The organism is Anaeromyxobacter oryzisoli (genome assembly GCF_022690765.1).
In the GTDB taxonomy this organism is placed as follows: domain Bacteria; phylum Myxococcota; class Myxococcia; order Myxococcales; family Anaeromyxobacteraceae; genus Anaeromyxobacter; species Anaeromyxobacter oryzisoli.
The window spans coordinates 1-26,649 of sequence record NZ_JALCZA010000025.1 but is presented as its reverse complement, the minus strand read 5'-3'; the positions used below and the strand labels follow the sequence as shown (position 1 = coordinate 26,649).

25 protein-coding genes are annotated in these 26,649 nt (G+C 73.4%); 10 read left to right on the top strand and 15 right to left on the bottom strand.

Translation table 11 applies throughout. The annotated features are described in order from the left end of the window. Positions 1-46: 46 nt before the first annotated feature. A complete protein-coding gene (locus tag MNZ27_RS10145; RefSeq protein WP_242393932.1) occupies positions 47-256 on the bottom strand; it encodes a hypothetical protein in 210 nt (69 codons plus the stop codon). 299 nt (positions 257-555) lie between these two features. On the opposite strand from MNZ27_RS10145, the gene MNZ27_RS10140 reads away from it, so the two are divergent. The 3 genes from MNZ27_RS10140 (at position 556) to MNZ27_RS10135 (ending at position 2,013) form a co-directional block, all read left to right on the top strand. Next, positions 556-759, top strand: a complete 204-nt coding sequence (locus MNZ27_RS10140; RefSeq protein ID WP_242393931.1) for a cold-shock protein — start codon at positions 556-558, stop codon at positions 757-759. 346 nt (positions 760-1,105) lie between these two features. Next, entirely contained in the window at positions 1,106-1,231 is a 126-nt protein-coding gene (locus MNZ27_RS23545; protein ID WP_277957799.1) for a hypothetical protein, read from the top strand. A 35-nt stretch (positions 1,232-1,266) separates the two neighbouring features. Beyond that, positions 1,267-2,013: a glycine cleavage system protein H gene (locus MNZ27_RS10135; protein ID WP_242393930.1), complete on the top strand. Its 747-nt coding sequence runs from the start codon at positions 1,267-1,269 to the stop codon at positions 2,011-2,013. 38 nt (positions 2,014-2,051) lie between these two features. Here MNZ27_RS10135 and MNZ27_RS10130 read toward each other — a convergent pair whose 3' ends face one another. Beyond that, positions 2,052-3,485: a methyl-accepting chemotaxis protein gene (locus tag MNZ27_RS10130; protein ID WP_242393929.1), complete on the bottom strand. Its 1,434-nt coding sequence runs from the start codon at positions 3,483-3,485 to the stop codon at positions 2,052-2,054. A 43-nt stretch (positions 3,486-3,528) separates the two neighbouring features. Then, the gene (locus MNZ27_RS10125) at positions 3,529-4,365 is read right to left on the bottom strand and encodes a phosphate/phosphite/phosphonate ABC transporter substrate-binding protein (RefSeq protein ID WP_242393928.1); all 837 of its coding nucleotides are present in this window, start codon (positions 4,363-4,365) and stop codon (positions 3,529-3,531) included. A gap of 337 nt (positions 4,366-4,702) precedes the next feature. Here MNZ27_RS10125 and MNZ27_RS10120 point away from each other — a divergent pair, with 337 nt between their 5' ends. The 4 genes from MNZ27_RS10120 to MNZ27_RS10105 all read left to right on the top strand — a co-directional run bounded on the left by MNZ27_RS10120 (position 4,703) and on the right by MNZ27_RS10105 (position 8,655). After that, entirely contained in the window at positions 4,703-5,626 is a 924-nt protein-coding gene (locus tag MNZ27_RS10120) for a hydrogenase small subunit (RefSeq protein ID WP_308197943.1), read from the top strand. A gap of 19 nt (positions 5,627-5,645) precedes the next feature. Then, positions 5,646-7,064 carry a nickel-dependent hydrogenase large subunit gene (locus tag MNZ27_RS10115; RefSeq protein ID WP_242393926.1) on the top strand — a complete coding sequence of 473 codons (1,419 nt, stop codon included), beginning with the start codon at positions 5,646-5,648 and terminating at the stop codon, positions 7,062-7,064. Positions 7,065-7,099: 35 nt separating this feature from the next. Then, entirely contained in the window at positions 7,100-7,960 is an 861-nt protein-coding gene (locus MNZ27_RS10110; RefSeq protein ID WP_242393925.1) for a C-GCAxxG-C-C family (seleno)protein, read from the top strand. 248 nt (positions 7,961-8,208) lie between these two features. Beyond that, positions 8,209-8,655, top strand: coding sequence for a PAS domain S-box protein (locus MNZ27_RS10105; RefSeq protein ID WP_242393924.1), 447 nt, complete (start codon positions 8,209-8,211; stop codon positions 8,653-8,655). Here the strand turns inward: MNZ27_RS10105 and MNZ27_RS10100 are convergent. Continuing rightward, complete coding sequence (locus MNZ27_RS10100; RefSeq protein ID WP_242393923.1) at positions 8,580-9,218, bottom strand: class I SAM-dependent methyltransferase; 639 nt, start codon at positions 9,216-9,218, stop codon at positions 8,580-8,582. The genes MNZ27_RS10105 and MNZ27_RS10100 overlap by 76 nt on opposite strands. Positions 9,219-9,338: 120 nt before the next feature. Between MNZ27_RS10100 and ettA the strand changes: the two genes are divergently transcribed. After that, positions 9,339-11,006 (top strand): energy-dependent translational throttle protein EttA, encoded by a 1,668-nt coding sequence (ettA, locus tag MNZ27_RS10095; protein ID WP_242393922.1) that lies wholly within the window; start codon positions 9,339-9,341, stop codon positions 11,004-11,006. A gap of 166 nt (positions 11,007-11,172) precedes the next feature. Further along, positions 11,173-12,417 (top strand): acetate/propionate family kinase, encoded by a 1,245-nt coding sequence (locus tag MNZ27_RS10090; protein WP_242393921.1) that lies wholly within the window; start codon positions 11,173-11,175, stop codon positions 12,415-12,417. On the opposite strand, the gene MNZ27_RS10085 is transcribed toward MNZ27_RS10090, so the two are convergent. The 4 genes from MNZ27_RS10085 to MNZ27_RS10070 all read right to left on the bottom strand — a co-directional run bounded on the left by MNZ27_RS10085 (position 12,414) and on the right by MNZ27_RS10070 (position 18,888). Next, the gene (locus MNZ27_RS10085) at positions 12,414-14,729 is read right to left on the bottom strand and encodes an aldolase/citrate lyase/malate synthase family protein (RefSeq protein ID WP_242393920.1); all 2,316 of its coding nucleotides are present in this window, start codon (positions 14,727-14,729) and stop codon (positions 12,414-12,416) included. The two genes, MNZ27_RS10090 and MNZ27_RS10085, sit on opposite strands and share 4 nt — an antisense overlap. A 171-nt stretch (positions 14,730-14,900) precedes the next feature. Continuing rightward, on the bottom strand, positions 14,901-17,018 hold the full coding sequence (gene pta, locus MNZ27_RS10080) for a phosphate acetyltransferase (protein WP_242393919.1): 2,118 nt from the start codon (positions 17,016-17,018) through the stop codon (positions 14,901-14,903). Positions 17,019-17,043: 25 nt separating this feature from the next. Then, complete coding sequence (locus tag MNZ27_RS10075; RefSeq protein ID WP_242393918.1) at positions 17,044-18,249, bottom strand: acetate/propionate family kinase; 1,206 nt, start codon at positions 18,247-18,249, stop codon at positions 17,044-17,046. Between the two features lie 531 nt (positions 18,250-18,780). After that, positions 18,781-18,888, bottom strand: a complete 108-nt coding sequence (locus MNZ27_RS10070; protein WP_242393917.1) for a hypothetical protein — start codon at positions 18,886-18,888, stop codon at positions 18,781-18,783. Between the two features lie 94 nt (positions 18,889-18,982). On the opposite strand from MNZ27_RS10070, the gene MNZ27_RS10065 reads away from it, so the two are divergent. Continuing rightward, complete coding sequence (locus tag MNZ27_RS10065) at positions 18,983-20,035, top strand: acyl-CoA thioesterase (RefSeq protein ID WP_242393916.1); 1,053 nt, start codon at positions 18,983-18,985, stop codon at positions 20,033-20,035. Positions 20,036-20,146: 111 nt separating this feature from the next. On the opposite strand, the gene MNZ27_RS10060 is transcribed toward MNZ27_RS10065, so the two are convergent. The 7 genes from MNZ27_RS10060 to MNZ27_RS10030 form a co-directional block, all read right to left on the bottom strand. Continuing rightward, a complete protein-coding gene (locus MNZ27_RS10060) occupies positions 20,147-20,383 on the bottom strand; it encodes a hypothetical protein (protein ID WP_242393915.1) in 237 nt (78 codons plus the stop codon). A gap of 145 nt (positions 20,384-20,528) precedes the next feature. Beyond that, positions 20,529-21,281: an urease accessory protein UreG gene (gene ureG / locus MNZ27_RS10055; RefSeq protein ID WP_242393914.1), complete on the bottom strand. Its 753-nt coding sequence runs from the start codon at positions 21,279-21,281 to the stop codon at positions 20,529-20,531. Positions 21,282-21,283: 2 nt separating this feature from the next. Further along, positions 21,284-21,940 carry an urease accessory protein UreF gene (locus MNZ27_RS10050; RefSeq protein ID WP_242393913.1) on the bottom strand — a complete coding sequence of 219 codons (657 nt, stop codon included), beginning with the start codon at positions 21,938-21,940 and terminating at the stop codon, positions 21,284-21,286. Positions 21,941-21,965: 25 nt separating this feature from the next. Then, positions 21,966-23,681 (bottom strand): urease subunit alpha, encoded by a 1,716-nt coding sequence (gene ureC / locus MNZ27_RS10045; protein WP_242393912.1) that lies wholly within the window; start codon positions 23,679-23,681, stop codon positions 21,966-21,968. Then, entirely contained in the window at positions 23,678-24,454 is a 777-nt protein-coding gene (locus MNZ27_RS10040; protein ID WP_242393911.1) for an urease subunit gamma, read from the bottom strand. Before MNZ27_RS10040 ends, ureC begins: the two co-directional genes overlap by 4 nt. A gap of 13 nt (positions 24,455-24,467) precedes the next feature. Further along, entirely contained in the window at positions 24,468-25,361 is an 894-nt protein-coding gene (locus MNZ27_RS10035; protein ID WP_242393910.1) for an urease accessory protein UreD, read from the bottom strand. Positions 25,362-25,484: 123 nt separating this feature from the next. Next, positions 25,485-26,405, bottom strand: a complete 921-nt coding sequence (locus tag MNZ27_RS10030) for a hypothetical protein (RefSeq protein WP_242393909.1) — start codon at positions 26,403-26,405, stop codon at positions 25,485-25,487. Positions 26,406-26,649 lie beyond the last annotated feature (244 nt).

Below are 26,649 nucleotides of genomic sequence, written 5' to 3'. Positions count from 1 at the left end.
TGATCCCCGCTCGCGTCGAACCACGAGGCGAGCGGGGATCGCCGCGTCACCCGGCGGTCAGCGCGTCCACCCGCTCCATCGCGTGCATGAGCTCCGCGGAAGGCGCGTGCCCCCGCGACGCATGCTTCAGCAATCGGCGGGTGCGGTCGATCGCCTGCGCGAGCGGGAGGTTTTCGATGCTGGCGCTGCCGCTGCGCTGGAGTAACGCCTCTGCGTCCCGGAGCCGCTTCTTGAGATCGCCGATGTCACCGTTCACGCCCGACTCTCCTTTCGTGAGCGCCCGCTCGTCGTGCGGGCGCCCGGGAGGCCGCGCGGAGACCGATATCGCCCCCGCTCCACCCCGACGGCGGCACTCCCCAGCGTAACCGCGATCGTCGCGCGGCGCCCGGAGAACCAGGCGGCAGAGCGGGCGTGGAGGAAAGAGAAAGGAATATGGGCATCCCGCTCGACAGCGGTCGCTTAAACGGCTATACCATACGGTCGCTTCGCTACGAGGCGATACCGAGGCGGCATTTCTGCCGCGCTCCGGCACACAGAGAAACGAGTTCAGAATCAATGGCGAGCGGCACGGTGAAGTGGTTCAACGACGCGAAGGGCTTCGGGTTCATCACGCAGGACGGCGGTGGTGAGGATGTGTTCTGCCACCACACCGCGATCCAGGCCGAGGGGTTCCGCAGCCTCGCCGAGGGGCAGAAGGTCGAGTTCGAGGTCGTCCGCGGCCCGAAGGGCCTGCAGGCGGCGAACGTCCGCGCGATCTGATCGCCTCGCGATCGTGAAGTGACCGGAGCCTGGCCCGCGAGGGTCGGGCTCCAGTCGTCTCCGGGGTCGCCCTCGCGCGTGCGACCGGCGTGCAGTCGCGAAACTCTGCACGCCGTTGCGGTCCTCTCCACCGCCGCCCTGCGCGGCAACCCCGTGGATCGACTGGGCGTCGCCTGGGGGGCGCCCGTGCTCCGCTGCGAAACTCGACGATCGACGGCGCTCCGCCGCCCGTGCCCGGTGCGCCGCACCGCTCGCCCCGCCCCCTTCAACCCTGCGAAATGGCCGGCCTTCACCGTTCGCGAACGACGGCCGGGAGGATCTGGCGCGCCGCTTGCCATCGGGATGCTTGGCGGAGCGCTCGAGCAGCGACCCACCGCGCCGCCGGAAGGAGCACGCCATGATGTTCGCGTTCGCGCTGGCCCTCGTCGGAGCCGCCGTCCTCTCGATGTTCGAGCTCGCCGCCTTCCGGTAGTCGCCGGATCGCCGATCTCGCTCCCGGAGGATGCGATGGAACACGAGCTCCTCTCCATCTATCCCGCCAAGCTGATGGAGTACTGCCTGGCCATCGGGTACCTCCTCCTCTTCGTCCCGTTCTGGCGCTACGTGCAGGGCGGGCGGCGCGCGGCCACCGCGGTCGTGCGGGCCGCGGCGCCCGCCCGCGCGGCCGTCGCCCCTGCGGTCGCCGTCGTCCCCGCCGGCGCGATCGCCCTGTCGCGGCCGGCGGGGGCGGGCTGGTTCCACGTCCCGCCGGGCGTGCACCTCCACCCCGGGCACACCTGGGCGAGGCTCGAGCCGGACGGCCTCGTCGCGGTGGGGCTCGACGACTTCGCCCACAAGCTCGTCGGCCCGGCGTCGATCGGGCTCCCGCCCCCGGGGAGCCAGGTCGCCCAGGGCGAGCCCGCCATCGAGCTCCGCGACGAGGAACGCGACGTCCCGCTCCTCTCGCCCGTGGACGGGACCGTCGTGGCGGTGAACCCTCGCGCGCGGACCAACGGCGACGCGCTCGACGACCCGTACGGCGCCGGCTGGCTCTTCAAGGTGAAGGCGCCGCGGCTCGCCGCGAACCTCCGCCAGCTCCACGCGGACGCGCCGGCCCGGCGGCTGCTCGAGGACGCCGAGGAGCTCCTCGCGCGCCGCCTGAGCCCGGAGCTGGGGCAGGTGCTGCAGGACGGCGGCACGCCCGTGCGCGGCCTCGCCCGCGCCCTCGCCGGCGATCGCTGGGACGCCTTCGCGCGGGAGTGCTTCCTCACGTAGTCGTCGAGCGGCGGGGGACCGGGCCGGCCGGCGCGACGTCAGCCCGCCCGGGCCGCGGGCGCGCCGTCGCGCGGCGCGCGTGGAGGCTCGGCCAGCAGCTCCGCGCCGTGGAAGAAGGCGACGCTGCTCTGGAGCGACCGCGACTGGGCGGCCAGCTCCTCCGCCGTCGCCGAGAGCTCCTCCGCGGACGCGGCGTTCTGCTGGGTGACGCGATCGAGCTGCTGGATCGCGCGGCCGAGCTGCTCGGTCCCGGTGCTCTGCTGGCGCGTGGCGGCGGTGATCTCGCCGACCAGCGTCGCGGTGTGCTGGATGTCCGGCACGATCCTCTCCAGGACCGCGCCCGCGCGCTCGGCGAGCTGGACGCTCGTCCTGGAGAGATCGCCGATCTCCTTCGAGGCGACCTGGCTGCGCTCGGCGAGCTTCCTCACCTCCGCCGCGACCACCGCGAACCCGCGCCCGTGCTGGCCCGCGCGCGCCGCCTCGATGCTGGCGTTCAGGGCGAGCAGGTTCGTCTGGTAGGCGATCTCGTCGATGATGGTGATCCGCTCGGCGATCGCGCGCATCGCCGCCGCGGTCTCCGCGACCACCCGGCCGCCCTCGCGGGCGTCGTCGGCGGTCCGGGTCGCGATCCGCTCCGTCTGCCCGGCGTTCTCCGCGGTCTGCCGGATCGTGCTCGTCATCTCCTCGATCGAGGTGGACGCCTCCTCCGACGAGGAGGCCTGCTCGGCGGCGCCCTGGCTCATCTGGACGGTGCTCGACGCCATCGCCTGGCTCGCGACTGAGACCGCGTCCGCGGCCGTCTTCACCTCGCCGACCACGACGCGGAGCCGCTCCACCGTCTCGTCGAGGGACTGGTTCACGAGGGCCACCTCGTCCGCGCCGTCGGTGTCGACCTCGATCCCGATGTCGCCGTCCGCGACGCGCGCGAGGCTCCCGCGCAGCCTCTCCACGCCCCCGAGCACGATGGCGCGGAAGAGCAGCAGGATCAGGGCGGCGACGAGCACGAGGGCCCCGACCCCGAGGCCGCTCACGAGCATCCGCGAGCGGCGGATGCCCGCCTCGATGGCGGCGGTGCGCAGGCCGAGCCGCACCGAGCCGCGCACCTCGTCGCCCTGCTTCACGTCGGCCGAGAACGCCATGATCCCCGCCTTGTCCTTCGGCTCCTCGTAGGCGTGGGTGAGGGGGTTGCCGGCCTGGTCGAGCACCACGACGTAGGCGGCGTCGGGGTCCTTGCCGATCTCCTTCGCGTAGGTCTCGAGGTAGTCGAAGTTGTAGGAGAGGATCGGGTCGAGGGAGATGCTGGCGACGAGGCGCGCGAGGTTCTCGCCCTTGCTCGAGAGCTGCTGCTCGAAGACGGAGCGCTCGCTCGCGGAGATCATCCCGATCACCGCCGCGAAGACGAGGGCGAGCACGAGGATCACCCCCGCGGTCACCTTCGTCCCGAGTCGCCACCTCCGCATCAGCTTTCGCATGGGACCTCCTCGGCGTCGTCGACGTCGCCGGCGCTCGCTCGCCCTAGAGCGCTCCGACCGTGCGCGCCGCCTCGCGGAGCGCGTCGTAGTCCTTGTCGCTCACCGGCGCGAACACCGTGAGCTTCGCGGCCTGGAGCACCGGATCGCCCGGCCGCAGCGCGAGGAGCGCCGCGCGCACGGTCTCGCGATCCGCGGCACGGAGGCGCGGCGTCGAGAACAGCGGCCAGTTGGGGTACGAGTCGGTGTAGGCGAGGACCTTGATCTGCCCGAGGTCGATCTTCCCCTTCATCTTCTCGAGGTCGTCCTCCCGGATCCCGCCCGCGTCGGCGGCCCGGTTGAAGACGGCCATCGTCACGTTGTCGTGCTTCTTCGCGAACGGGAGCAGCACGAAGTCGCGCTTCAGGTCGAGCCCCTGCTTCTTCAGGAGGAGCGCCTGCGAGATGTAGCCGCCGAGCGAGTCGGCGTCGACGAAGATGAGCCGCTTCCCCCGGAGCGCGGCGACGCTGGAGAAGCCGCTGTCCTTCCGGACGATGATCACGCCGCGGAACTTCGTGCCGCCCTTCTTCTCCGCCCCGAGGCCGAGCGGCACGAGGTCGCGCTCCTTCTTGAGCTGCGCGTAGACGAGCGGGTTCGCGAACGCGAGGTCGAGCTCGCCGTCCCGCACCTGCTTCTGGAACGTGTCGAAGTCCCTGGCGATGACGAGCGTGACCTTCCGGCCGGTCGCGCGGCCGAGGTGGTCGGCGAGCGGCCGGAACATGACGTTGAGCTCCGTGGCGGAGAGGCGGGGCAGCACGCCGAGCTTGATCTCCTGGGCGCCTGCGGGGGCGGCGGCTCCGAGGAGCAGCAGCACCAGCGCGGCGAGGATCCTCTTCACGGCCATCGCGACACTCCTTGCTTGGATGGAAGGCCTCGAAGGTTGTGGCACGTGCGGGCGCCACGATGCGCTGCGCGCGATCAATCGCTCTAGTTCACCCGCGCCAGGATTGATCTGCGACCCGCGGTCTATCGTCTCACGGGGCCGCCGGCACCCGCCGGGGGGCGCGCCGGTCCGGCGCGGCGGTATTCCCTCGCCACGGCACGGGTTTCCGCATCGTCAAACCCGATTCGGTGAACCGGATCACGGCATTGACGGTAGGTAAACGACGACATGGGCCCGATAGACACACATCGACGCGCGCGCGAGGGCGGTCCTACGCTTCGACTCGTCAAAGCCGTGCGTGCAGCGGAAGGAGAGGGACCGCATGTTCACGAGGCGCGACTTCCTGAAGTGGACCGGCCGGTCCGCGGCGGCGCTGGGGCTCTCGGAGCTCGGCCTCTCCCGGCTGAACCAGGCCCTCGCGGCGGAGTCCTCGCCGCCGCTCATCTGGCTGCACGGGTCGAGCTGCTCGGGGTGCTCCATCGCCGCCCTGAACGCGGTGACGCCCACGACCTTCGGCGACCTCGTCGTGAACCACGTCTCGACGAAGTACGACAGCCTCGTCATGGCGGCCGGCGCGGAGCTCGCGATCCGGACGATGGACGACGCGGCGCGGGCGAACCAGGGGAGGTTCATCCTCGTCGTCGAGGGCGGCGTCCCCACCGCCGCGGGCGGGCGCTACTGCGTCATCGGCGAGCGCGGCGGCGTGCCGATCACCCTGCTCGACGCGGTGAACGACCTCGGCCCGCGGGCCGCCCGCGTCATCGCGCTCGGCACCTGCGCGTCGTACAAGGGCGTCGCGGGGGCGGGCGCGAACCCCACCGGCGTTCGCCCGCTCGGCGACGTCCTCGCCGGGAGGCTCGCGCGGCCCGTGATCAACGTCCCGGGCTGCCCCGCGCCGCCGGAGCAGCTCTTCCAGGTCGTCATCGGGGTGCTCGCCGGGGGCGCGTACAAGCTCGACGCCGACGGCCGGCCCGCCACCTGCTTCCCGCACACCGTCCACTTCACCTGCCCGCGCAAGCACCTCCCGAAGGCGACGGCGTTCGGCGAGCCCGGGTGCCTGCTCGACCTCGGCTGCCGCGGGAAGGTGACCACCGCGATGTGCCCGCGGCACAAGTGGAACAACGGCCGGAACTGGTGCGCGGCCGCCGGTCACCCCTGCATCGGCTGCGCGATGCCGGACTTTCCGGTGTCGCCGCTGACGCCGACCGGCAGCTACACCTAGCGCGACGAGGGTCACGACCATGTCGAAGCGGATCACGGTTGCGCCGGTGACGCGGGTCGAGGGGCACCTCAGCCTGCAGGTGGACGTCAGCGACACGGGGAGGGTGATCGCCGCGTGGGCGTCCGGCACGATGTTCCGCGGCTTCGAGAGCATCATGCTCGGCCGCGATCCCCGGGACGCGATCCACCTCACGCAGCGGATCTGCGGGGTCTGCCCCATCCCCCACGCGCGCACCGCGGTCGAGGCGGTCGAGCGGGCGTTCGGGGTGGAGGTCTCGGGGAACGCCGTGCTCCTGCGCAACCTCGTGCAGGGGGCGGGGCTCGTCTCCGACCACCTCCTCCACTTCTACCACCTCGCGCTCCTCGACTACGTGCACGGACCGTCGATGCCGCCGTTCACGCCGGCGTTCGCCGTGGACCAGCGCTTCTCCCAGGCGGACGCCGACGTCTTCGCCGACCACTACGTCGTCGCCCTCGAGATGCGGAAGATGGCCCAGGAGATGGGCGCGCTCTTCGCGGGGAAGCTGCCGCACGTCATGACCTACGCGCCCGGCGGGGTCACGCAGCAGCCGACCGCCGAGAACGTGGCCGAGTTCGGGCGGTACCTCGACGAGCTCATCCCCTTCGTCGAGGACGTCTACATCCCCGACGTGATGCGCGTCGCGCAGGTCTACCCGGAGTACTTCGAGATCGGCGGAGGCCCGCCGAGCCTGCTCTCCTTCGGCGCCTTCCCGGACGGCGCCGGCGGCCAGCTCTTCGAGGCGGGGAAGTACACGGGGCGCGGCCGCTCCCCGGTGGCGGACCGCGGCGCGGAGCGGCACGTCTTCCCCCTCACGGGCGCGGACGTCGCCGCGATCGGCGAGTCGGTGAAGCACTCCTACTACGGCGGCGGGCAGGGCCGGGCCGGGCGCGCGGGCGCGGCGCCGAGCCTGGACAAGCCCGGCGCGTACTCCTGGGTGAAGGCGCCGCGGCTCGACGGCCAGGTCTACCAGGTCGGCCCGCTCGCCCGGATGGTGATCAGCGGCAACTACCGCGGCGGCCTGTCGGTGATGGATCGGCTCCTCGCGAAGGCGTACGAGACCGAGAAGGTCGCCGTCGCGATGCGGGAGTGGCTCGGCGGGCTCGCGCTCGACGGGAGCGGCTACCGGCCGGTGACGGCGATGCCGACCTCGGGGAGCGGCTACGCCCTCTCGGAGGCGCCGCGCGGGGCGCTCGCGCACTGGGTCGAGTACGCCGGCGGCAAGGTCACGGGCTACCGCATCATCACCCCCACCTCCTGGAACGCCTCGCCACGCGACGATCGCGAGGCGCCGGGCCCCATCGAGCAGGCCCTGGTCGGCGTGCAGATCGCCGACCGGAGCCAGCCCGTCGAGCTCTACCGGGTGATCCACTCCTTCGATCCGTGCATGGGCTGCGCCGTGCACGTCACGGTCGTCTGACTTCGCGGAACGCGCGAGCTTCTCCGGAGGTAGCCATGTCCAAGCAGCCGAACGCAGGTCTCTCCAGGCGGGCCTTCCTCAGCGGCGCGGGCGGCGCGATGGCGGCGGGGTCGGTCGCCGCGGCGCTCGGGGCGCCGGCGCGGGCCCAGGCGGTGACGCCGCCCGCTGGCGCGTGGCCGATCCCGGTGCTGAACCCGGACGCCGTCCGTGACGCCGGCTACTTCGGCTACTGGACGAACGACCCGTACCGGAGCACCAACTACGGCTGCGCCTACGGCGTCGCGGGGGCGCTCCTCGGCGAGATCAAGCGCGGCCTCGGCCCGGGCTCGCCCTGGGAGATGCTGCCGCTCGAGATGTTCAAGTGGGGCAAGACCGGCTGCGTCGAGACGGGGACGCTCTGCGGCGCGCTCGCCGGCGCCCTGCCGATCTTCGCCCTCGCCTCCCCCGCCTACGAGGTCGAGATGGGCGGGGACCTCCTGCGCTGGTACCAGGAGGCGGCGCTGCCCTCGCGCGAGATGGACTACCTCGACCCGAAGCGCCGCTATCCGAACCAGGCGCAGAGCGTGTCCGCCTCGCCCCTCTGTCACGTCTCGGTGTCGAGCTGGTGCAAGGCCTCCGGCAAGCTGTCGTCGTCCACCGACCGGAAGACCCGCTGCGGGAAGATCACCGGCGACGTGGGGAAGATGGCGGCGATCATCCTGAACCGGCTGGTGCCCGGGCAGCGGTACGTGCCGATCTACGGACCGCCGCCCGAGCTCTACGCCGAGTGCGTCCACTGCCACATCGATCCGCCGCCGCCGCCCACGCCCGACCAGGTCCGGCTCACGAACAGCCTCGGCGTCACGAACTGCGTGACCTGCCACCCGGACTCGAACCCGGTGATGGGCAAGCGCTAGCGGCGCCCGCCGTCCCGGCGGGGAGCACGCCCCCGCGAGGGGTGGCCCCCAGCGCGGCCGTCCGCCATCCCGGGCGAGGCGGCCGCGCTCGTGCTTCCCGGCGCGTGTTCGTGGCGGCACGCTCGCCGGCTCATCGGATCTTCGGGGGCGGGGCACCCACGGCTCGGTGCCCGGCGGCAGGCCGCACGCGGAATCTCGCGGATCGTCGCGGGTCGTCCGCTGGCCGGCCTCTCGCATCGGATCGCCCCATGGACCTCGAGCCGCTCTACCGGCAGATCGTCGAAGGCAGTCCGGACGCGATCATCTTGGGGGATCGCGAGGGGATCATCCGGCTGTGGAACGCGGGCGCCCGGTCGATCTTCGGCTTCACCGCCGAGGAGGCGATCGGCCGCTCGATGGAGCTCATCATCCCGGAGCGCCTGCGGGCGCGCCACTGGGCCGGCTACTCGCGGACGATGGAGACGGGCGTCTCGCGGTACGGGGCGGGGGACCTGCTCGCCGTCCCCGCGACGACGAAGGACGGCCGGACGATCTCCATCGAGTTCACCATCCAGATGCTGAAGGGGCCCGCCGGCGAGATCCTCGGCCCCGTCGCGATCATCCGCGAGGTGACGAAGCGTTACCTGCGGGAGAAGGAGCTCACCCGGCGCCTCAGGGAGCTCGAGGGGACCGGGCCCGGCCCCTCCAGCTCGTAGAGCCGGATCCCGCTCCGGCGCGCCGCCCAGAGCCCGGCGCCGACCTGGACGAAGTCCTTCGCGAGCCGGGCGCGGTACCAGGCGCCCGAGCGGAGGTGCATGATCGTGTCGGTCTTCTCGAGATCCAGGATCGCGACGTCGGCCCGGGTGACGGCCTCGAGGTAGAGCAGCCCGCGGCACATCGCGCCGATGTTGGCGAGGGCGCGCTCGGCGGCGGCGGCGTCGAGGTACTGGAGCACGCTGTGGCAGATCACCAGATCGAAGCGCTCGCGCGCCCGCCACCGGGAGATGTCGCGCCGCTCGTGCCCGTAGCGCGCGCACGCGTACGGCGACACGTCGATCGAGCGGTAGCGCACGCCGGGCCGGTGGCGCCGGAACCAGCCGCGCCAGATCCCGGTCCCGGCCCCGACGTCGAGGACCGAGGCGAGCTCCACGCCGAGCCAGGCGCCGAGGCCGTAGACGCCGCTCGCGAGCCGCGCGATCTCACGCGGCGAGTGGGTGCGGCCGGCCCCCTCGTAGTAGCGGCGGAAGTAGGCGGCGTCGAAGCGGCACGGCGGCGGCATGCGGGGGGCCGAGCGTACACCCGGCGCGGCGGGCGTGGCGCGCGCGCGATCGCCATGTTCGGTGCCGCGCCGGTTTTCGGGTAGGCTCCCGCCCCTCACTCCAACCCCACCTCGAGCGCCATGCCCCAGTACGTGATGTCGATGCTCCGCGTGAGCAAGGTCGTCCCGCCCAAGCGGCAGATCATCAAGGACATCTCCCTCTCCTTCTTCCAGGGCGCCAAGATCGGCCTCCTCGGCCTGAACGGCGCCGGCAAGTCCACCGTGCTGCGGATCATGGCCGGCGTGGACGAGGAGTTCGAGGGGGAGCTGCAGCGCCAGGCGGGCATCCGGATCGGCTACCTGCCCCAGGAGCCGAAGCTCGAGGGGCGCCGGACCGTCCGCGAGGAGGTCGAGTCGGCGATGGGCGAGGTGGCGGACGCCCAGCGCCGGCTCGAGGCGGTCTACGCCGCGTACGCCGAGCCCGACGCCGACATGGAGAAGCTCGCGGAGGAGCAGGCCCGGCTCGAGGCGATCATCGCGAACGCCGGGGCGGACACCGGCACCGCGCTCGAGATCGCCGCCGACGCCCTGCGCCTCCCGCCCTGGGACGCGGTGATCGAGCACCTCTCGGGCGGCGAGAAGCGCCGCGTCGCGCTCTGCAAGCTCCTCCTCTCCAAGCCGGACATGCTGCTGCTCGACGAGCCGACGAACCACCTCGACGCGGAGTCGGTCGAGTGGCTCGAGCAGTTCCTCACCCGCTTCCCCGGCACGGTCGTCGCGGTCACCCACGACCGCTACTTCCTCGACAACGCCGCCGAGTGGATCCTCGAGCTCGACCGCGGCCGCGGGATCCCGTGGAAGGGGAACTACTCGTCCTGGCTCGACCAGAAGGAGCAGCGGCTCGAGCTCGAGGCGAAGCAGGAGAGCGCCCGCGTCAAGGCGATGAAGCTCGAGCTCGAGTGGGTCCGCCAGAGCCCGAAGGCCCGTCAGGCGAAGAGCAAGGCGCGCCTCTCCCGGTTCGAGGAGCTGTCCTCGGTCGAGTACCAGCGGCGGAACGAGACGCGGGAGATCTTCATCCCGGTCGCGGAGCGGCTCGGGGACCAGGTGATCAGGTTCGAGGGCGTCAGCAAGGGCTTCGGCGACCGGCTCCTGATCGACGACCTCTCGTTCATCGTCCCGCCGGGCGCCATCGTCGGCGTCATCGGCCCGAACGGCGCCGGCAAGTCCACCCTCTTCAAGCTCATCACGGGCGACGAGCGGCCCGACGCCGGCGAGGTCACCGTCGGCAAGTCGGTGAAGCTCGCCTTCGTGGACCAGAGCCGCGAGAACCTCTCGAGCGAGAAGACCGTGTTCGACGAGATCTCCGGCGGCCGCGACCAGATCCAGGTCGGACGGTTCGAGATGCCGAGCCGGGCGTACATCGGCCGGTTCAACTTCAAGGGGACCGACCAGCAGAAGGTGGTCGGGACGCTCTCCGGCGGCGAGCGCGGCCGGCTCCACCTCGCGAAGACCCTGATGACGGGCGGCAACGTGCTGCTCCTCGACGAGCCCTCGAACGACCTCGACGTCGAGACCCTCCGCGCCCTGGAGGACGCGCTCCTCGAGTACGCCGGGAGCGTGCTGGTGATCTCGCACGACCGCTGGTTCCTCGACCGGATCGCCACGCACATCCTCGCGGCCGAGGGCGACTCGCGCTGGACCTTCTTCACGGGCAACTACCAGGAGTACGAGGCGGACAAGCGGCGGCGGCTCGGGGAGGAGGGGGCGAAGCCCCGGCGCATCCGGTACAAGCCGATCAGCCGCCGCTGACGGTCGCCGCGCGGGCGGGCGACTGCCCGGGCGGTCGGGCGATCCGCCCGCGGCGGGGCGGCGGGCCCCGGGGCGATCCGGGCGCGGACCGCTTGCGCCCTCGCCCGCCGAAGTGCGAGTGTAGGTGTCCCGCCCCGGCGCTCCCCGCGGCGGCCACACGCACGCCATGAACATCCTCGTCCTCAACTGCGGCAGCGCGTCGACCAAGTTCGCGGTCGTCCACTCCTCCAACGGCCACGAGCACATCTCCGGCATCGTCCAGGTCAGCCCCGCGGCCGAGGCGACCCTCGAGTACACGCTCGAGGGGCGCCGGGAGGCGCGGGCGCTCCGGGGGGTGCGCGGCGACGACCGGGACGGCGCGCTCCACGCCGTCTTCGACCTGCTCCACGAGGAGGGGCTCGCCGATCGGCTCCTGGGGATCGGCCACCGCGTGGTGCACGGCGGCGCGAAGTTCTCCGGCTCGATGTTCATCACGCCCGAGGTGGTCGCGAAGATCCGCGAGTGCATCCCCCTCGGCCCCCTCCACAACCCGTCCAACGTCCGCGGCATCGAGCTCGCGCAGGAGCGCTTCCCAAAGCTGCCGCAGGTCGCGGTCTTCGACACGGCCTTCCACCAGACGATGCCGCCGCGCGCGTACCTCTACGCGGTGCCGTACGAGTGGTTCGAGAAGTACGAGGTGCGGCGGTACGGGTTCCACGGGATCAGCCACCAGTACGTCTCGCAGCAGGCCGTGAAGCAGCTCGGCCTCGACCCGGACGACCACGCCATCGTCACGGCGCACCTCGGCAACGGCTGCTCCCTCGCCGCGGTCCGCAACGGCGTGAGCATGGACACCACCATGGGCCTCACCCCGGTGGACGGCGTGGTGATGGACACCCGCAGCGGCGCGATCGACCCGTCGATCGTCGCGCACATGAAGAAGGCCCTCGGGTGCAGCGCCGACGAGGTGCTCGAGCACCTCAACCGCGACTCCGGGCTGCTCGGCGTCTCCGGCCTCTCGAAGGACATGCTCACGCTGCAGGACGCGGCGAAGGCGGGGCACGAGCGCGCCGCGCTCGCCATCGACAAGTTCTGCTACTCCGTCGCCAAGAACGTGGCGGGCATGATCGTGTCGCTCGGCCGGGTGGACGCCCTCGTCTTCACCGGCGGCATCGGCCAGAACGCCGTCCGGGTGCGCGCGCAGATCGTGGGGCTGCTCGGCTTCGCCGGCTTCGCCCTCGACGCGCGGGCGAACGAGGCGCATGGGAAGCCGCTCGGGGGCCGGATCACGCGCTCGACGAGCCCGATGGCCGCGGTGATCCCGACCAACGAGGAGCTCCAGATCGCCGTGGAGACGGCCGAGATCGTCGCCCGCGACTGCGGCGGCGCGGCGCGCTGGGTCAACGAGGCGGGGCTGGCCACCGCGAGCTAGGACCGCTCCGCCCCCTCGAACACGTCGAGGACGTAGTCGTGCGCCGCGAGGGCGCGCGGCTCCATCGTCCCGGCGTGGACGCGCGCGACGAGCTCGGGGCGGGAGAGGTCGAAGATCGCGTCGAGGAGCGGGCCGCGCTCCGCCGCCCCCGCCTGCCCGATCACGAACAGGACCCGGGCGCTGTGCTGGACGTACCGGGGCGAGAGGAGCTGGCGCCGGAGCAGCTCCATGATGACCGGGGCCTTCGCGCGGTCGAAGCGGCCGGGCTCTCCGCGGCGGTCGAGCTCGGCGAAGAACGCCGCCGTCCACTCGTCGTGGTAGGCCCAGACCTTCTCGAACAGCTCGCGGGTGAAGCGCGTCCCGGCGGCGATCGGCTCGGCGGGGGCGCCGAGCACGACGCCGTCCTCGGTGAGGGCCTGGCGCAGGAGGTGGCCGTCCCGCGTGATCGCGGCCTGGTGATGGACCAGGGCCCAGAGCCAGGACACGTTGATCCGGTAGGTGGCGAGGTCGTTCATGAAGCGGAGCTTCAGCTCGTAGTCGTCGATCGCCGCCGCGAAGTTGCCGTTCAGGATCTGGAAGCCGTAGTTCGCCGCCATGTAGAAGGCGTGCTGGACGTGCTCGATGGTGACGTCCCCCTTCGGCACGCCGTAGATCGCCTCCCAGCGCTCGGGGGTGAGGAGCTTCTCCGGCGCGTCGAGCGACTCCCGCACGAGGACGGCGGGGGTGATCCGCCCCTTCGCGTCGAGGAGCGCGCGCGCCTCGAACAGCCTCCGCTCCTCGTCGGCGAGGCCGCTCGCCACCGTCGGCACCGGCCTCCCCTTCACGTCCGCGGTGGCCCGCGGCGCGTCCACCATCGCCTGGAGCGCCTCGAGCCCGGCGCGGAGCGGCGCGTTGCCGGCGGCGACGTACTCCGCCTCCGGGCTCGCCACCCAGCTCTGCCGGTAGGCGTCGTGGAGGCGCCCCTTCACCCGGCCGGCGAGGATCTCCTCGAGCGTGGGCCGCGCCCCGGCGGGCAGCGGCGCGTCGGGGACGAACATGAGGCCGAGCAGCCGCTCCCGCAGCTTGTCGATGACCATCGCGCGGAGCGCGAGCGGGTTGTAGCGCGCGCGGCCGTAGGGATCGCCCGGCTGGTAGATCATCACCGCCGCCATCCCGCCGATGGGCGCCGCGTTCTCGAGCGCGCCGTCCTTCATGCCGGCCATCAGCATGACGAGGGCGTTGTAGCGCTGGTAGGCGATCATCCCCGGGGTGGCCATCCCGATCGTCTGCGGGTCCGGGAAGACGCCGCGCGGATCGTCCTTCCACATCTCGATGAGGCTCCCGAGGTAGTCCCACCGCCCCACGTTCGTGCCGAGCAGCCGGCGCCGCAGCACCCACGCGATGGCGGGCAGGGCGCGGCCGGCGTTCCCCTCCTCGTAGAGCATCTTGATCTTGAGGGTGCCGGCCGGGACCCCGACGATCGCCTCGAGGCGCGAGAGGAGCCGCTCGACGACGAGGGCCTCGCGCGGGGTCTGGAGCTTGGGGACGTAGAAGTAGACGCCGGTGCCGGCGCGGGCGAGGGCGTCGAGGTCGTTCAGCGTCCAGAGGACGGTGACGACGACGAGCCCCGGGGCGGGCGTGCCGTCCACGGTCACGTGGTCGTACAGGACGTGGAGGCTCGGCGGCCGCGCGAGCCGCGTCGGCCACCGCGCCGGCGGCTGGTCGATCCGGTAGGCGCGCGTCTTCCCCTTCTTCACGACCTCGTACGGCTTGCCGGCCCAGCGCCCCTCGAAGATGTCCTTCGCGTTGCGGAGCGCCGCGAAGATCCCCACCGGCTGGTTCGCGGGCGTGCCGTCGGGCTGGAAGTGCGGCGGCGAGGCGTCCTCGAAGTCCGGCATGTTCATGGGCGCGGGGCTGTTCAGCGCGTTGAACGCCATGTCGAGCGGGGACCACGGCCCGGTGAGCTCGAGGCCGGGGTTCCGCGACGGGTGGACGTCGGCGGGGATGGGCACCTCGTCGTTGAGGCGCCAGCGCAGGGGCGTGTCGCGCCCCAGGAAGTTGTCGATCATCCCCTGGACGATCTCGCGGAAGGTCCGGGGCGTCCCCGTCACCGGATCCTCGAACGCCTCGTCCCACCGCGGCCAGGCGTACTTCTCGCGGACGGGCGCGGAGGACTCGAGCAGCGCCCGGCGGGCGCCGAGCACCGCGGCGATCTCGGGGCGCAGCTCGCGGGTGAGCGTGGCGATCGTCTCGTCCACGTCCACCTCGCGGCCGTTCACCTGCTTCTTCCCGAACAGCTCGGGGAACTGCTGGAGGACGTCCTGGCGGATCATCGGCGCTCCTCGGGCGACCCCGCGCGCACGCACGCGCGCGGGAGAAGGGAGCGCTACTCCCCGGCGGGCCGGGCGGCATGGACCAGGAAGGTCGCCCGGAACGGCCCGCCACGGGCGGGCGGGCGGTCCCGACCGGGGGACGCCGCCGCGCCGCCGCGGGGGACCGCCGGATCAGCGCCGGGCGCGCTGCTGCGCCTGGATCGCGGTGAGGGCGATCGTGAAGACGATGTCCTCGACGAGGCAGCCGCGGGAGAGGTCGTTCACGGGCTTCGCGAGCCCCTGCAGCATCGGCCCGATGCTCACCACGTTGGCGCTCCGCTGGACCGCCTTGTAGGTGACGTTGCCGGTGTTGAGGTCGGGGAACACGAACACGGTGGCGCGCCCGGCGACGTCGGACTTCGGCGCCTTCTGGCGGCCCACCTCCGGCACGATCGCCGCGTCGTACTGCAGCGGGCCGTCCACGGCGAGCTCCGGCCGCGCCGCGCGCGCGCGCTCGGTCGCTCGCTTCACCTTCTCGACGTCCTGGCCGCCGCCGCTCGTGCCCGTCGAGTACGACAGCATCGCGACGCGCGGCTCGATCCCGAACGCCTTCGCCGAGTCGGCGCTCTGGATCGCGATGTCGGCGAGCTGCTCGGCCGTGGGGTTCGGGTTCACCGCGCAGTCCCCGAAGACGAGCACCTGCTCGGGCAGGCACATGAAGAAGACGCTCGACACGAGGTCGCAGCCGGGGACCGTCTTGATGAGCTGCAGCGCGGGGCGGATCGTGTGCGCCGTGGTGTGGACCGCCCCCGAGACGAGGCCGTCCGCCTCGTCGAGGGCCATCATCATGGTGCCCACCATGATCGAGTCGCCGAGCTCGGCGGCCGCCTGCTCGGGGGTCATCCCCTTGGCCTTGCGCCGCTCGACGAGCGGCTGCACGTAGCGGGGGGCGAGCCGGGCCGGGTCGAGGAGCTCGAGCGACGCGGGGAGGGTGACGCCCTGCTTCCGCGCGACCTCGCGGATCTCGTCCTCGGCCCCGAGGAGCACGCAGCGGGCGATCCCGCGCTCCGCCACGGTCGCGGCCGCCGCGACGGTCCGGGGCTCCGCGCCCTCGGGCAGCACGATGCGCCGGTTCGCGGCGCGGGCCGCCTCGACCAGGCGGTGCCGGAAGGCGGGGGGCGACAGGCGCCGGACGCTCCGCGGCCGCGCGAACGCCCGGGTCCACTCCGCGTCCACCCGGTCCGCGACGGCGTTCATCACGAGCTCGGCGCGCTCGGCGTCGTCGGCCGCCATCCGCGGGTCCATCGCCGCGACCGCGCTCGCGGCGGGGTAGCTGTCCTGGTCCACCGCGAGGAGCGGGAGGCCGGTCCGGAGCGCGGCCTGGCAGAGGTCGAGCACGCGCGGGTCGGGCTCGAGGCCGCCGGTGAGCAGGATCCCGGCGAGCGGGGTGCCGCCGAGGACCGCGAGCGAGGCGGCGAGGAGGACGTCGCTCCGGTCGCCGGGCGTGATGACGAGCGCGCCGGGGACGAAGGCGCGCAGCGCGTTCGGCACGGTCATCGCGCAGACGGCGACCCGGCGGATCCGGCGGCGGTCGGCGTCGCCCGCGTGCAGCACCCGCGCGCCGAGGGCCCGGGCGAGGTCCTTCACCCGCGGGGCCGCGAGCTCCGCGCGCCAGGGGACCACCGCCACCGGCCGGAGGTGCTCGGCCTCGAGGGCGGCGCGGTAGGCGGCGAGGACGTCCTCGCCGACGTCCCCGGCGGCGGCGTCGAGCCCGGGGCGCCGCGCCTCCGCGGCGGCCCCGCCGGCGACGACGCGGTTGAGGATGCAGCTGGCGCGCCCCTGCGGGACGCCGGCGCCGTGGGCCGCGATCGCGACGGCGCTCGCCAGCTCCGCCGGCGTCTCGCCGCGCGGCGAGGCGACGAGGACGAGCTCGGCGTCGAGCGCCTTCAGCATGAGCGCGTTCACGCGCGTGGCGTAGACGGAGCCCGGCTCCGGGGCGAGCCCCTCGACGACGAGGACGTCCGCGCCCTGCGCGGCGCGGCTGCAGAGCGCCACGATCTGCTCGAGGAGGGTCTGGTCGTCGCCCGCGGCGAGGAGCTCCTCGGCGACGGCGCGCGCGAGGGGCGCGGGCGGGCGGAGGTTCGCGCCGTGGGCGAGGAGCGCCGCCGAGCGGTCCTCGCCGCGCGCGGCGACGGGCTTGGCGAAGGCGACGCGGATCCCTTCGCGGTCGAGGGCGCGGACGAGGCCGAGGCACGCGCTGGTGAGGCCCACCTGGCGACCGGCGGGCGCGACGAGGAGGGTGTGGGGCATGGGCGAGGTCTCCCGGGAGCGGGGTTCAGGCGGCCGCGGTGCTCTTCTCGGCGCTGGAGACGCTCTCGGCGGTGTCGAGGGCGATCATGAGCTCCTCGTTGGTCGGGATGACCGCCGCCATGGGGCTCGTGGTCCGCGTGATGCGGCCGCGCTGGGCGCGGCCGTGCGTGGCGTTCACGTGCGGGTCGAGGGCGAACCCGGCGAACCCGAGGAGGTCCACGATGCGGGCGCGCACCTGGACCGCGTTCTCGCCGATGCCGCCGGTGAAGACGAGGGCGTCCACCCGGCCGAGCGAGACCATCATCTTGGCCGCCGCCTTCGCGACGGAGTAGCAGAACAGTTCGATGGCGAGCGCCGCGCGCACGTGCCCCTGCTCCGCCGCCTCCTGGAGCGTGCGCATGTCGTTGCTGAGCCCGGAGATGCCGAGGAGGCCGGAGCGCTTGTTGAGCGCGTCCATCACCTGGTCGGCCGAGCAGCCCAGCGCCTTCTTCATGTGCGCGATGATCGACGGGTCGATGGAGCCGCTCCGCGTGCCCATCACCACGCCGTCGAGCGGCGTGAGGCCCATGGTGGTGTCCTGGCTCTCGCCGTCGCGGACCGCGGCGAGGGAGCAGCCGTTGCCGAGGTGCGCCGTGACGATGGCGTGGTCGTCCGGGTCGAGGCCGAGCTGCTTCACGGCCTGCTGCGAGACGTAGCGGTGGCTCGTGCCGTGGAACCCGTACCGCCGCACCTCGTACTTCTCGAACCACTCGTACGGCACCGCGTAGAGGTACGCGCGCGGCGGCATCGTCTGGTGGAAGGCCGTGTCGAAGACCGCGACCTGGGGCAGCGTCGGGAAGAGCTCCTGGGCGATGGCGATGCCGAGGAGGTTCGGCGGGTTGTGGAGGGGGCCGAGGGGGATGCACTCGCGGATCTTCGCGATCACCTCCGGCGTGATCGGGATCGAGCCGGAGAACCGGGCGCCGCCGTGCACCACGCGGTGCCCGACGCCGGCGATCTTGTCCACGAGCCCGAGCTCGTCGAGCAGCTCGCCGACCTCGCGCAGCGCGGCGTCGTGCTCCGCGTGGTGGAGGACCTTCGAGTGCTTCTGGCCGGCGTGCTTCCAGTCGAGGGAAGCGTTCGGGGACCCGAGCCGCTGGGCGATCCCGGAGAGGAGCTCCTCGCCGGAGGAGGAGTCGATGACCGCGAACTTCGCCGAGGAGCTGCCGCAGTTGAGGACGAGGATGTTCATCGTTGCTCCGCGCCTGTCACGTCCAGAGGCAAGAGAAGCGGTCGGTCAGTGCGTCCCGAGAAGCAGGGACGCGGCGATCAGCCAACTGCAGGTGTCCTGGGGCCGTGGGCCTCGCAACTACACGATGGCCTCGGTGCCTTCATCGCTCGCACATCGCGCCCGTGTCGCGCAAGGGGCAATCGTGCCAAACCGCCGCAGAATCGCGTTCTTGACGATCGAAGTCCGCATCCTGGGGACTGGTGCGCGCACTGCATGCGTGACCACGCGACGCGTCGTGAACGAGCGCGTTCGCGGCGCTAACCGCTGAATTCTCCGGGAAACGGCGACGAGGCTTCGAAGCGACTGGGGCCGGCGCCGCAGGCTCTGCGCGCAAGAGGTGCGTGTGCGTCTTGCGCGGCCTGCGGACCGTTCTGGCACCCGCCAAGGCGTGTCTTCGAGAAGGCGCGCCGTCCCCGGGCGAACGCGCGGTCGGATCACGGGAGGACGTCTTCGAGGAGCTCCGCCGCGCTTGCAGGAGCGCCGCTCCCTTCTTCACCCCTCGTCGCGCGCGACCTTCCGGTGGAGCCGCTCGCCGTCCTTCCCCTCGTCGTCGTCGGACTTCACGATGCGTGTCATGCCGAGCTCCGCGGCGGAGCGCACGTGCGTGCCGCCGCACGCCTGCGCGTCGAAGCCGAGCGCCCGCCCCGAGGTGTGGCTGGCGCGCCGCCCGGCGGTTGACTACTGGATCGGGGTCATGACCCGACCCCTCGACACGTCGCGCCAGCACACGCTGCCGCTCGGCTCGGATCCCGCGCTCCGCCGGCGGTTCATGGTGATGGACGTGCCGCTCCAGGGGAACCTCCGCTTCGGGCTCCTCCTCGAGGTGCTCGACAAGCTCGCGGAGGAGACGGCGCTCGACTACGTGCGCCGGCACCACCCGGCGGCGCGGGTGGTGACCGCGGCCATCGACAACGTCATCGTGCGCGCCGCCGCCGACGTGACGCGCGATCTCGTCTTCCTCGCGCGGATCAACTACGTCGGCCGGACCTCGATGGAGGTGGGGATCCGCATCGAGCAGGCGGGCGCCCCGCCGGTGCACGTCGCGTCCTGCTACTTCACGATGGTGGCGCGCTCCATCCACGAGGAGCGGAGCCTGCCCGTCCCGCCGCTCGAGGTGGTGGACGAGCGCGAGCGGCACCGGGCCGAGAAGGCCATCCACAAGCGCGAGGTCCTGCGGATCGCCGAGGCCGCCGCGCACGAGCCGCCGACGCGCGAGGAGTTCGACGAGCTCGCCGCGCTGCACGAGGCGCAGCAGGCGCCGGACTTCGAGGGGAAGCTCGCGCGGAACTTCGTGACGGACTCGTGGGAGCGGATGTACCCCGAGCAGGAGAACGTCCCGCGGAAGATCTTCGGCGGGTACCTGATCCGCCGCGCGTACGAGCTGTGCTCGATCTCGGCGTACCGCATCGCCCCCGACCGCCCGATCATCGCCGCGGTGAACCGGATCAACTTCTTCCACCCGGTGCGGCTCGGGGACATGCTCCACTACACGAGCCGGATCGTCTACTCCGGCCACTGCGCGGTCTCGGTCCAGGCGAGCATCGAGCGCATCAGCCGCGACCGGACCGCGAAGGCGCTGTCCAACTCCTGCCTGTTCACCTTCGTGAACGTGGACGACGCGCTCGTGCCGCAGCCGGTCCCGGTGATCCACCCGACCACCTTCGCGGAGGACGCGCGCTACCTCGACGCGGTCCGCAAGAACCGCGCGCTCGGCGTCCACCCGCTCACCGGGGTCGTCCTCGCGTGACGACGGGCACGGGCGCTCCTCGAGCTCGACGCGAGCGGTGAGCACCCGCGGCCCGGCGCCGGCGCGGTCCCGCCACCCCGGTCGTCGATCGTCACCGCGTCGCGGACGGCTCTACGCCCGATCCATGAGCTCCTTCACGCCCGCGGCGTGGGCGCAGTGGGCGGAGCAGTAGAACGCGCCCTTCGCCTCGACGCCGTGCCCGATGACGTGACAGCCGCAGTGCTCGCAGTGCGGCGCGAGCGCCTGGATGGCGCACTCGAAGCTGTCGAACACGTGGTGCGACCCCGCGGCGACGACCTCGAACGCCTTGTCGTACTGGTTCCCGCACACCTCGCAGCTTCCGGTCATGTGAGCCTCCCGTGCCGAGGGTAGCGGCCGCGGGCGCGGCCGGCGCCGGCTCAGGCGTGGTCACCCGCTCGCCCGGCCCGCCCGGGCGCCCGCCCCCCCCGCGATCGGCGGGCCCCCCGGGGCGCCGGCGCTCGATCGGCGCCGATCAGTGCAGCGCGCCCACCGCGTGCGCGTGCGCGTGCAGGACGTGGGCGGCGATGTCGGCGACGCCCACGCCGCGCGTGACCTGCGCGAACACCACCGGGCCGTCCCCGCGCATCCGCGCCGCGTCGCGGGCCATCACGTCGAGGTCGGCGCCGACGGCCTGGGCGAGGTCGGTCTTGTTCACCACCAGGAGATCCGCCTGCGTGATGCCCGGCCCGCCCTTGCGCGGCACCTTGTCGCCGCCGGCGACGTCGATGACGTAGATCGTGTAGTCGGCGAGCTCGCGGCTGAAGTGCGCGGCGAGGTTGTCCCCGCCCGACTCGCAGAAGAGGATCTCGGGGTGGTGCGCCGCGGTGAGCTCCTCGAGGGCGAGGAGGTTCGCGGTGATGTCCTCGCGGATCGCGGCGTGCGGGCACCCGCCCGTCTCGACGGCGCGGATCCGCTCGGGCGGCAGGGCCTGGTTGCGGACGAGGAACTCGGCGTCCTCGCGGGTGAAGATGTCGTTCGTCACCACCGCGAGCGAGCGCGTGTCGCGCAGCGCCTGGCAGAGCGCGAGGACGAGGGCGGTCTTGCCGCTCCCGACGGGCCCGCCGACGCCGACGGTGAAGGCGCGCCGCGAGAGCGCGTCGCGCCGGCGCGCGCCGTCGCGGTCGCGGTCGTGGAAGGAGCCCGGGCCGGGGGCGTGATCGGGGCTGTGATCGTGGCCGTGCTCGTTGCCGTGATCGTTGCCGGAGTGGAGCGAGAGTCCGTTCATGGTCAGCTCTGGAAGAGCCTCGAGTAGAGGCGGTCCTGGTGGGACTGCACGAGGTCGAGGAGCGGGGAGGAGGCGGCGGCCTCCTCGGGCGAGCGCCCGGCGGTGGCGGCGCGGACCGCCTCGGCGACGGCGCTGGCGCGGAGCAGGGTGGCCTGCGCCTCGAGCGGTCCGACGAGCCCGAGCCGCACCCCCGCCGAGACGATCCCGCGCGCGACCCAGTAGAGGTGGAGCCGGGCGGCGTCCTCCTCGGCGACGCCGAGCCGGCCCAGGAGCGCCCCGCACGCCGGGGCGAGGTGGCCCGCGAGCCCGTCGCGGCGCACCTCGTCCTCGAGGGCCTCGGCCGCGGGGCCGAAGGCGCGCGCCGCCCGGAGCAGCGCCCGGCCCTGGGCGCGGCTCGCCCGGTTGGCGACGTGCCCGGGGATCGCGGCGTCGCAGCGGGCGTCGAGCTCGGCGAGCCGCTCCGGCGCGCGCAGCGCCGCCACGACGAACGGGAGCGCGAGCGTCCCCGCCTGCCAGAGCGCCTCCTCGACCAGGCGGTCCAGCCCCGCGGCGCCGCGGCACCGCCCGAGCTGCACCGCCGCCTCGAGCCCGCCGGAGTGCGCGAAGCCGCCGGTGGGGAGGGCCGAGTCGGCGAGCTGCCAGAGGGACCACGGGGTCACGGTCGTCGCCTCGATGCAGCGGGCGTCAAAACAGGAAGTAGCGCTGGGCGAGGGGGAGGCGGGCGGCGGGCTCGCAGCGGAGCAGCACGCCGTCGGCGCGGACCTCGTAGGTCTCCGGGTCCACCTCCATCTTCGGCAGCGCGTCGTTGAGCTTCATGTCCCGCTTGCCGAGGTGCCGGCACCCGTGCACCGCGACGAGCCGCTTCGAGAGGCCGTATCCGTGCACCGCGCCGTCCTCGAGGGCGGCGCGCGACACGAACGCGACGCTGGTCGCCCCGACGGCGCGGCCGAACGCCCCGAACATCGGGCGCGCCAGGACCGGCTCCGGGGTCGGGATGGAGGCGTTGGGATCGCCCATCTGCGCCCAGGCGATGAGCCCGCCCTTCAGCACGAGCTCCGGCTTCGCCCCGAAGAGCGCGGGGCGCCAGAGCACCAGGTCGGCGAGCTTGCCCGGCTCGACCGAGCCGATCTCGTCGGCCATGCCGTGGGCGATGGCCGGGTTGATGGTGTACTTCGCGAGGTAGCGCCGGATGCGGACGTTGTCGTTGTCGCCGCGCTCCTCCGGGAGCCGCCCGCGCTGGCGCTTCATCTTGTCGGCGGTCTGCCAGGTGCGCGTGATCACCTCGCCGACACGCCCCATCGCCTGTGCGTCCGAGCTCATCATCGAGATCGCGCCGAGGTCGTGCAGGACGTCCTCGGCCGCGATGGTCTCGCCGCGGATCCGGCTCTCCGCGAAGGCGAGGTCCTCCGGGAGCGAGGGATCGAGGTGGTGGCAGACCATGAGCATGTCGAGGTGCTCGTCGACGGTGTTCACGGTGAAGGGGCGCGTCGGGTTGGTCGAGGAGGGGAGGACGTTCGGCTCGCCGCACACCCGGATGATGTCCGGCGCGTGTCCGCCGCCCGCCCCCTCGGTGTGGAAGGTGTGGATGGTGCGGCCGGCGAAGGCCGCGATGGAGTGCTCGGCGCAGCCGGCCTCGTTGAGGGTGTCGGTGTGGATCGCGACCTGCACGTCGAGCTGATCGGCAATCCGCAGGCAGGTGTCGATGGCCGCCGGGGTGGTCCCCCAGTCCTCGTGGAGCTTCAGCCCCATCGCCCCGGCGCGGAGCTGCTCGGCGAGCCCCTCCGGCGAGGCGCTGTTCCCCTTGCCGAGCAGCCCCACGTTCACCGGCAGGGCGTCGGCGGCCTGGAGCATGAGCGCGACGTGCCGCGCGCCGGGCGTGCAGGTCGTCGCGTTCGTCCCCGTGGCCGGGCCGGTGCCGCCGCCGACCATCGTCGTGACGCCGCTCGAGATCGCCTCGTACGCCTGCTGCGGGGAGATGAAGTGGACGTGCGTGTCGATGCCGCCCGCGGTGAGGACGAGCCCCTCGCCCGCGACGCACTCCGTGCCGGGCCCGATCACCATCCCCGGGGTCACGCCCGCCATCGCGTCGGGGTTGCCCGCCTTGCCGAGGGCGACGATCCGGCCGCCCCGGATCCCCACGTCCGCCTTGGTGACGCCGACGTGGTCGAGCACGAGCGCGTTCGTGATGACGAGGTCGAGCACCTCGCCGGCCGGCGCGCCGGCGGCCTGCCCCATGCCGTCGCGCAGGACCTTGCCCCCGCCGAACACGCACTCGTCGCCGTACACCGTGAGGTCGCGCTCGACCTCCAGCACGAGCGCGGTGTCGCCGAGCCGGACCCGGTCGCCCGTGGTCGGGCCGTACACCTGCGCGTACTGCCGCCGGTCCATCCGCCGCGTCATCGCTCCTCCTCCTCGTGCGCGAAGCCCCGCGCCTTCGCCGCGGCGACGACCGCGGTGCGGCCCTCCTCCGTGACCGGCCCGGTCGCGAGGGCGTTCCCGCCCTTCACGATCCGGCGCCCCGCGATCTCCACGAGCGCCACCGTGCGCGTCTCTCCGGGCTCGAAGCGGACCGCCATGCCCGCCGGCACGTCGAGGCGGCGGCCGTAGGCGCGGGCGCGGTCGAAGCGCAGGAGCGGGTTCGCCTCCGCGAAGTGGTAGTGGCTCCCGACCTGCACCGGCCGGTCGGCGAGGTTCGTGACGGAGAGCGTGATCGCCTCCCGCCCCGCGTTCAGCACGAGCTCGCCCGGCGCGGGCAGCACCTCGCCCGGGATCGCCTCCTCGGGATCGGCGGGGGGGAGCTCCGGGAACGCCGAGAGGGGCGGGACGGGCAGGAAGGACCCGTAGAGCGCGAGGGCGAGGTCGCCGTGTTCGGCCGCGATGGGGTGGTGGACCGTGACGAGCTTCGTGCCGTCGGGGAAGGTCGCCTCCACCTGCACCTCCGTGACGAGCTCGGGGACGCCGGCGAGGACCTGCCGCCGGCCGAGCATCCGCCGGCCGACGTCCATGAGCTCGGCGACCCGCCGGCCGTCGCGGGCGAGCTCGAGGAGCTGGGTGGCGACCAGGGCGATCGCCTCGGGATGGTTGAGCCGGACCCCGCGCGCGAGCCGCTTCTGCGCGAGGAACCCGGCCTGGTGGAGGGTGAGCTTGTCGAGCTCTCTGGGGCTGAGGTGCATCGGGTCTCCGATCTCAGGGGATGCGGGCGAAGGGATCCGCGCCGGCGACCGCCTCGACGAACGCGAGGCGCCGGCGGACGAAGGCGAGGCCGGCCTCGGCGCTCCGGCTCGCGACGCGCAGCAGGACGCCGTCCGCGAGCGGGCTCGCCGCGGCCAGGACCGGCGCGTCGCCGTCGGCCGGCGCGGCGGCGAGGGCGTCGCGCAGGGCCGCGGCGTGCGGCGCGACGGCGGGGCCGAGCGCGACGACGGTCGCGAGGAAGTCCACGCCCTCGAGGCGGCGGGGCACGGGCGGGCCCTCGCCGGGCACGAGCCGGAGCGCGTCGGCCAGCACCGTCCGGCCGGCGATCGCGATCTCGACCCGCGCGCGGTAGGCGTCGAAGGCCCAGCGCTCGCCCCGCGCGACGCGGCCCGCCACCAGCGCGTCGAGCCAGAGGAGGCTCGCGCCGGGGGCGAGGGCGAACCGCTGGTCCTGGTGGAAGCGCGCGCCGGCGAAGCAGCTCACCGGCTGCGGGAGCACCGCGAGCACGCCGTTCGAGGCGATCCGGGCGGTGAGCCGCTGGGACGAGACCGCGCCGCGCGAGCGGTAGACCTTCGTCCCCGCCTGCGTGGAGAGGAGGGCGGTCGAGCCCGCCCCCACCGCGACGTCGAGCGACACGTCGTCCCCCGCGACGAGGCCGCCGCCGTGGCTCGCCTGGACGACCCAGGCGCAGCGGCCGCGCGGGGAGGGCGAGAGGAGCTGGAGCGGGCTCGCCGCGGCGCACGCCACGAGCGCGCTCGCGCCGTCCACCTGCGCCGTCTCGATCCGCCCCGCCCCGGCGCGGAGCCCGGATTCCGGGCGCCGCTGCTCGATGAGCGGGCAGCGCCGCGCCGGCGTCGCGCCGATCGGCTCGGAGATCGTGCAATCCATCTGGCGGGCATCCGGTCGTGCAGAAGGCGGGCCATCGCGAGCTGCCGCGCGGCCGGGCCGGCTCGCACGAGAACCGCGCAGGGCGCACCGGGCCGATCGTCTGGCCGGCGGTGCGCTCGGCGGTCAGAACGCGGCGGCGAGGCCGACGGAGCCGGCGACCGTCCCGTCCTTGCTCGTCGTCGCGACGGCGAGCCGGTTGAAGTCCTTCACGCCGTCGCCGAAGCGGTAATAGGTGGCCGAGGCGGAGAGGCTCCACTTCCCCACCCCCGCGTCGCTCGCGAACGCGAGCGGCACGCTCGCCGCGAGGCCGGCGGACGCGAAGCCGAACGACTCGCTCGCGCCCGCCGCGTACGGCGCGACGCCGTCCGCGTCCTTCGCGTAGAAGCCGTCGAAGCCGAGCCCGACGGCGACGGGGACCGAGAGCCGCACCGGGTAGGCGCTGCCCGCCGCGAGTGTGTAGCCGGGCGCGACGCCGAGCTCGAGGTACTGGCCCTTCCTCGTCCCGGTGCCGGCGGTGTTGTGGACGGGCACGATGAGCTTCGCGGACGGCGAGATCGAGAAGCCGCCCGGGGTCCCCCAGCGCGGTCCGTCGTCGTAGCCGACCTTCAGCTCCACGTACTGGAAGTTCCGGAAGGCGTCGCTCGGGCTGACGATCGACCAGTAGGAGAGGGTCGAGGTGACGCCGCCCGCGAACGCGGCCGACACGCCGGCGTAGCTGTCGAACTCGTACCAGGCGCGCGTCGAGCTGCCCGGCGCGGCGAAGCGGTCGTCGCCGTGGAGGCTCGCCCAGAGGCCGCCGAAGGCCGACAGCTTCTCGAGGAGGCCGGTCCCCTCGTGCAGGGCGAGCCCGACCTCGACGTCCGGCTGGGCGATGCCGCCCCGGGCCTCGAGCACGCGGCCGCGCGACACGTAGGCGGTGGTGTAGGCGGCGCTCACGCGCGTCGAGAGGCGGCGCGGGGCGGCGGCCGGCTCGTCGGCGCGGCCCGCCTGCGGCGCGAGCAGGGCGGCGATCAGCAGCGCTCCGGAGAAGATCCTGTTCGTCACGGGATGTCCTTTCCTTACTGTTGGTGTACCAAGCGATGTCGTCCGACGGGGCCAGCCAAGCAAGCGGGGTGCCGCGAGCGATCCCCGCGCCGGTGCGCGGCGGGCGAGCCGCGCGCCCGCTCCCGGAGCACGCCGATGCGCCCTCTCCGGGCAGCGCCCGCCGCGCGCGCGGTCCGGGCGACGCGCCCGCGCACCGACGGAACCGGCGCCGGAGGCGGCCCGGCGCGCGCGCATCGGGGCCCCG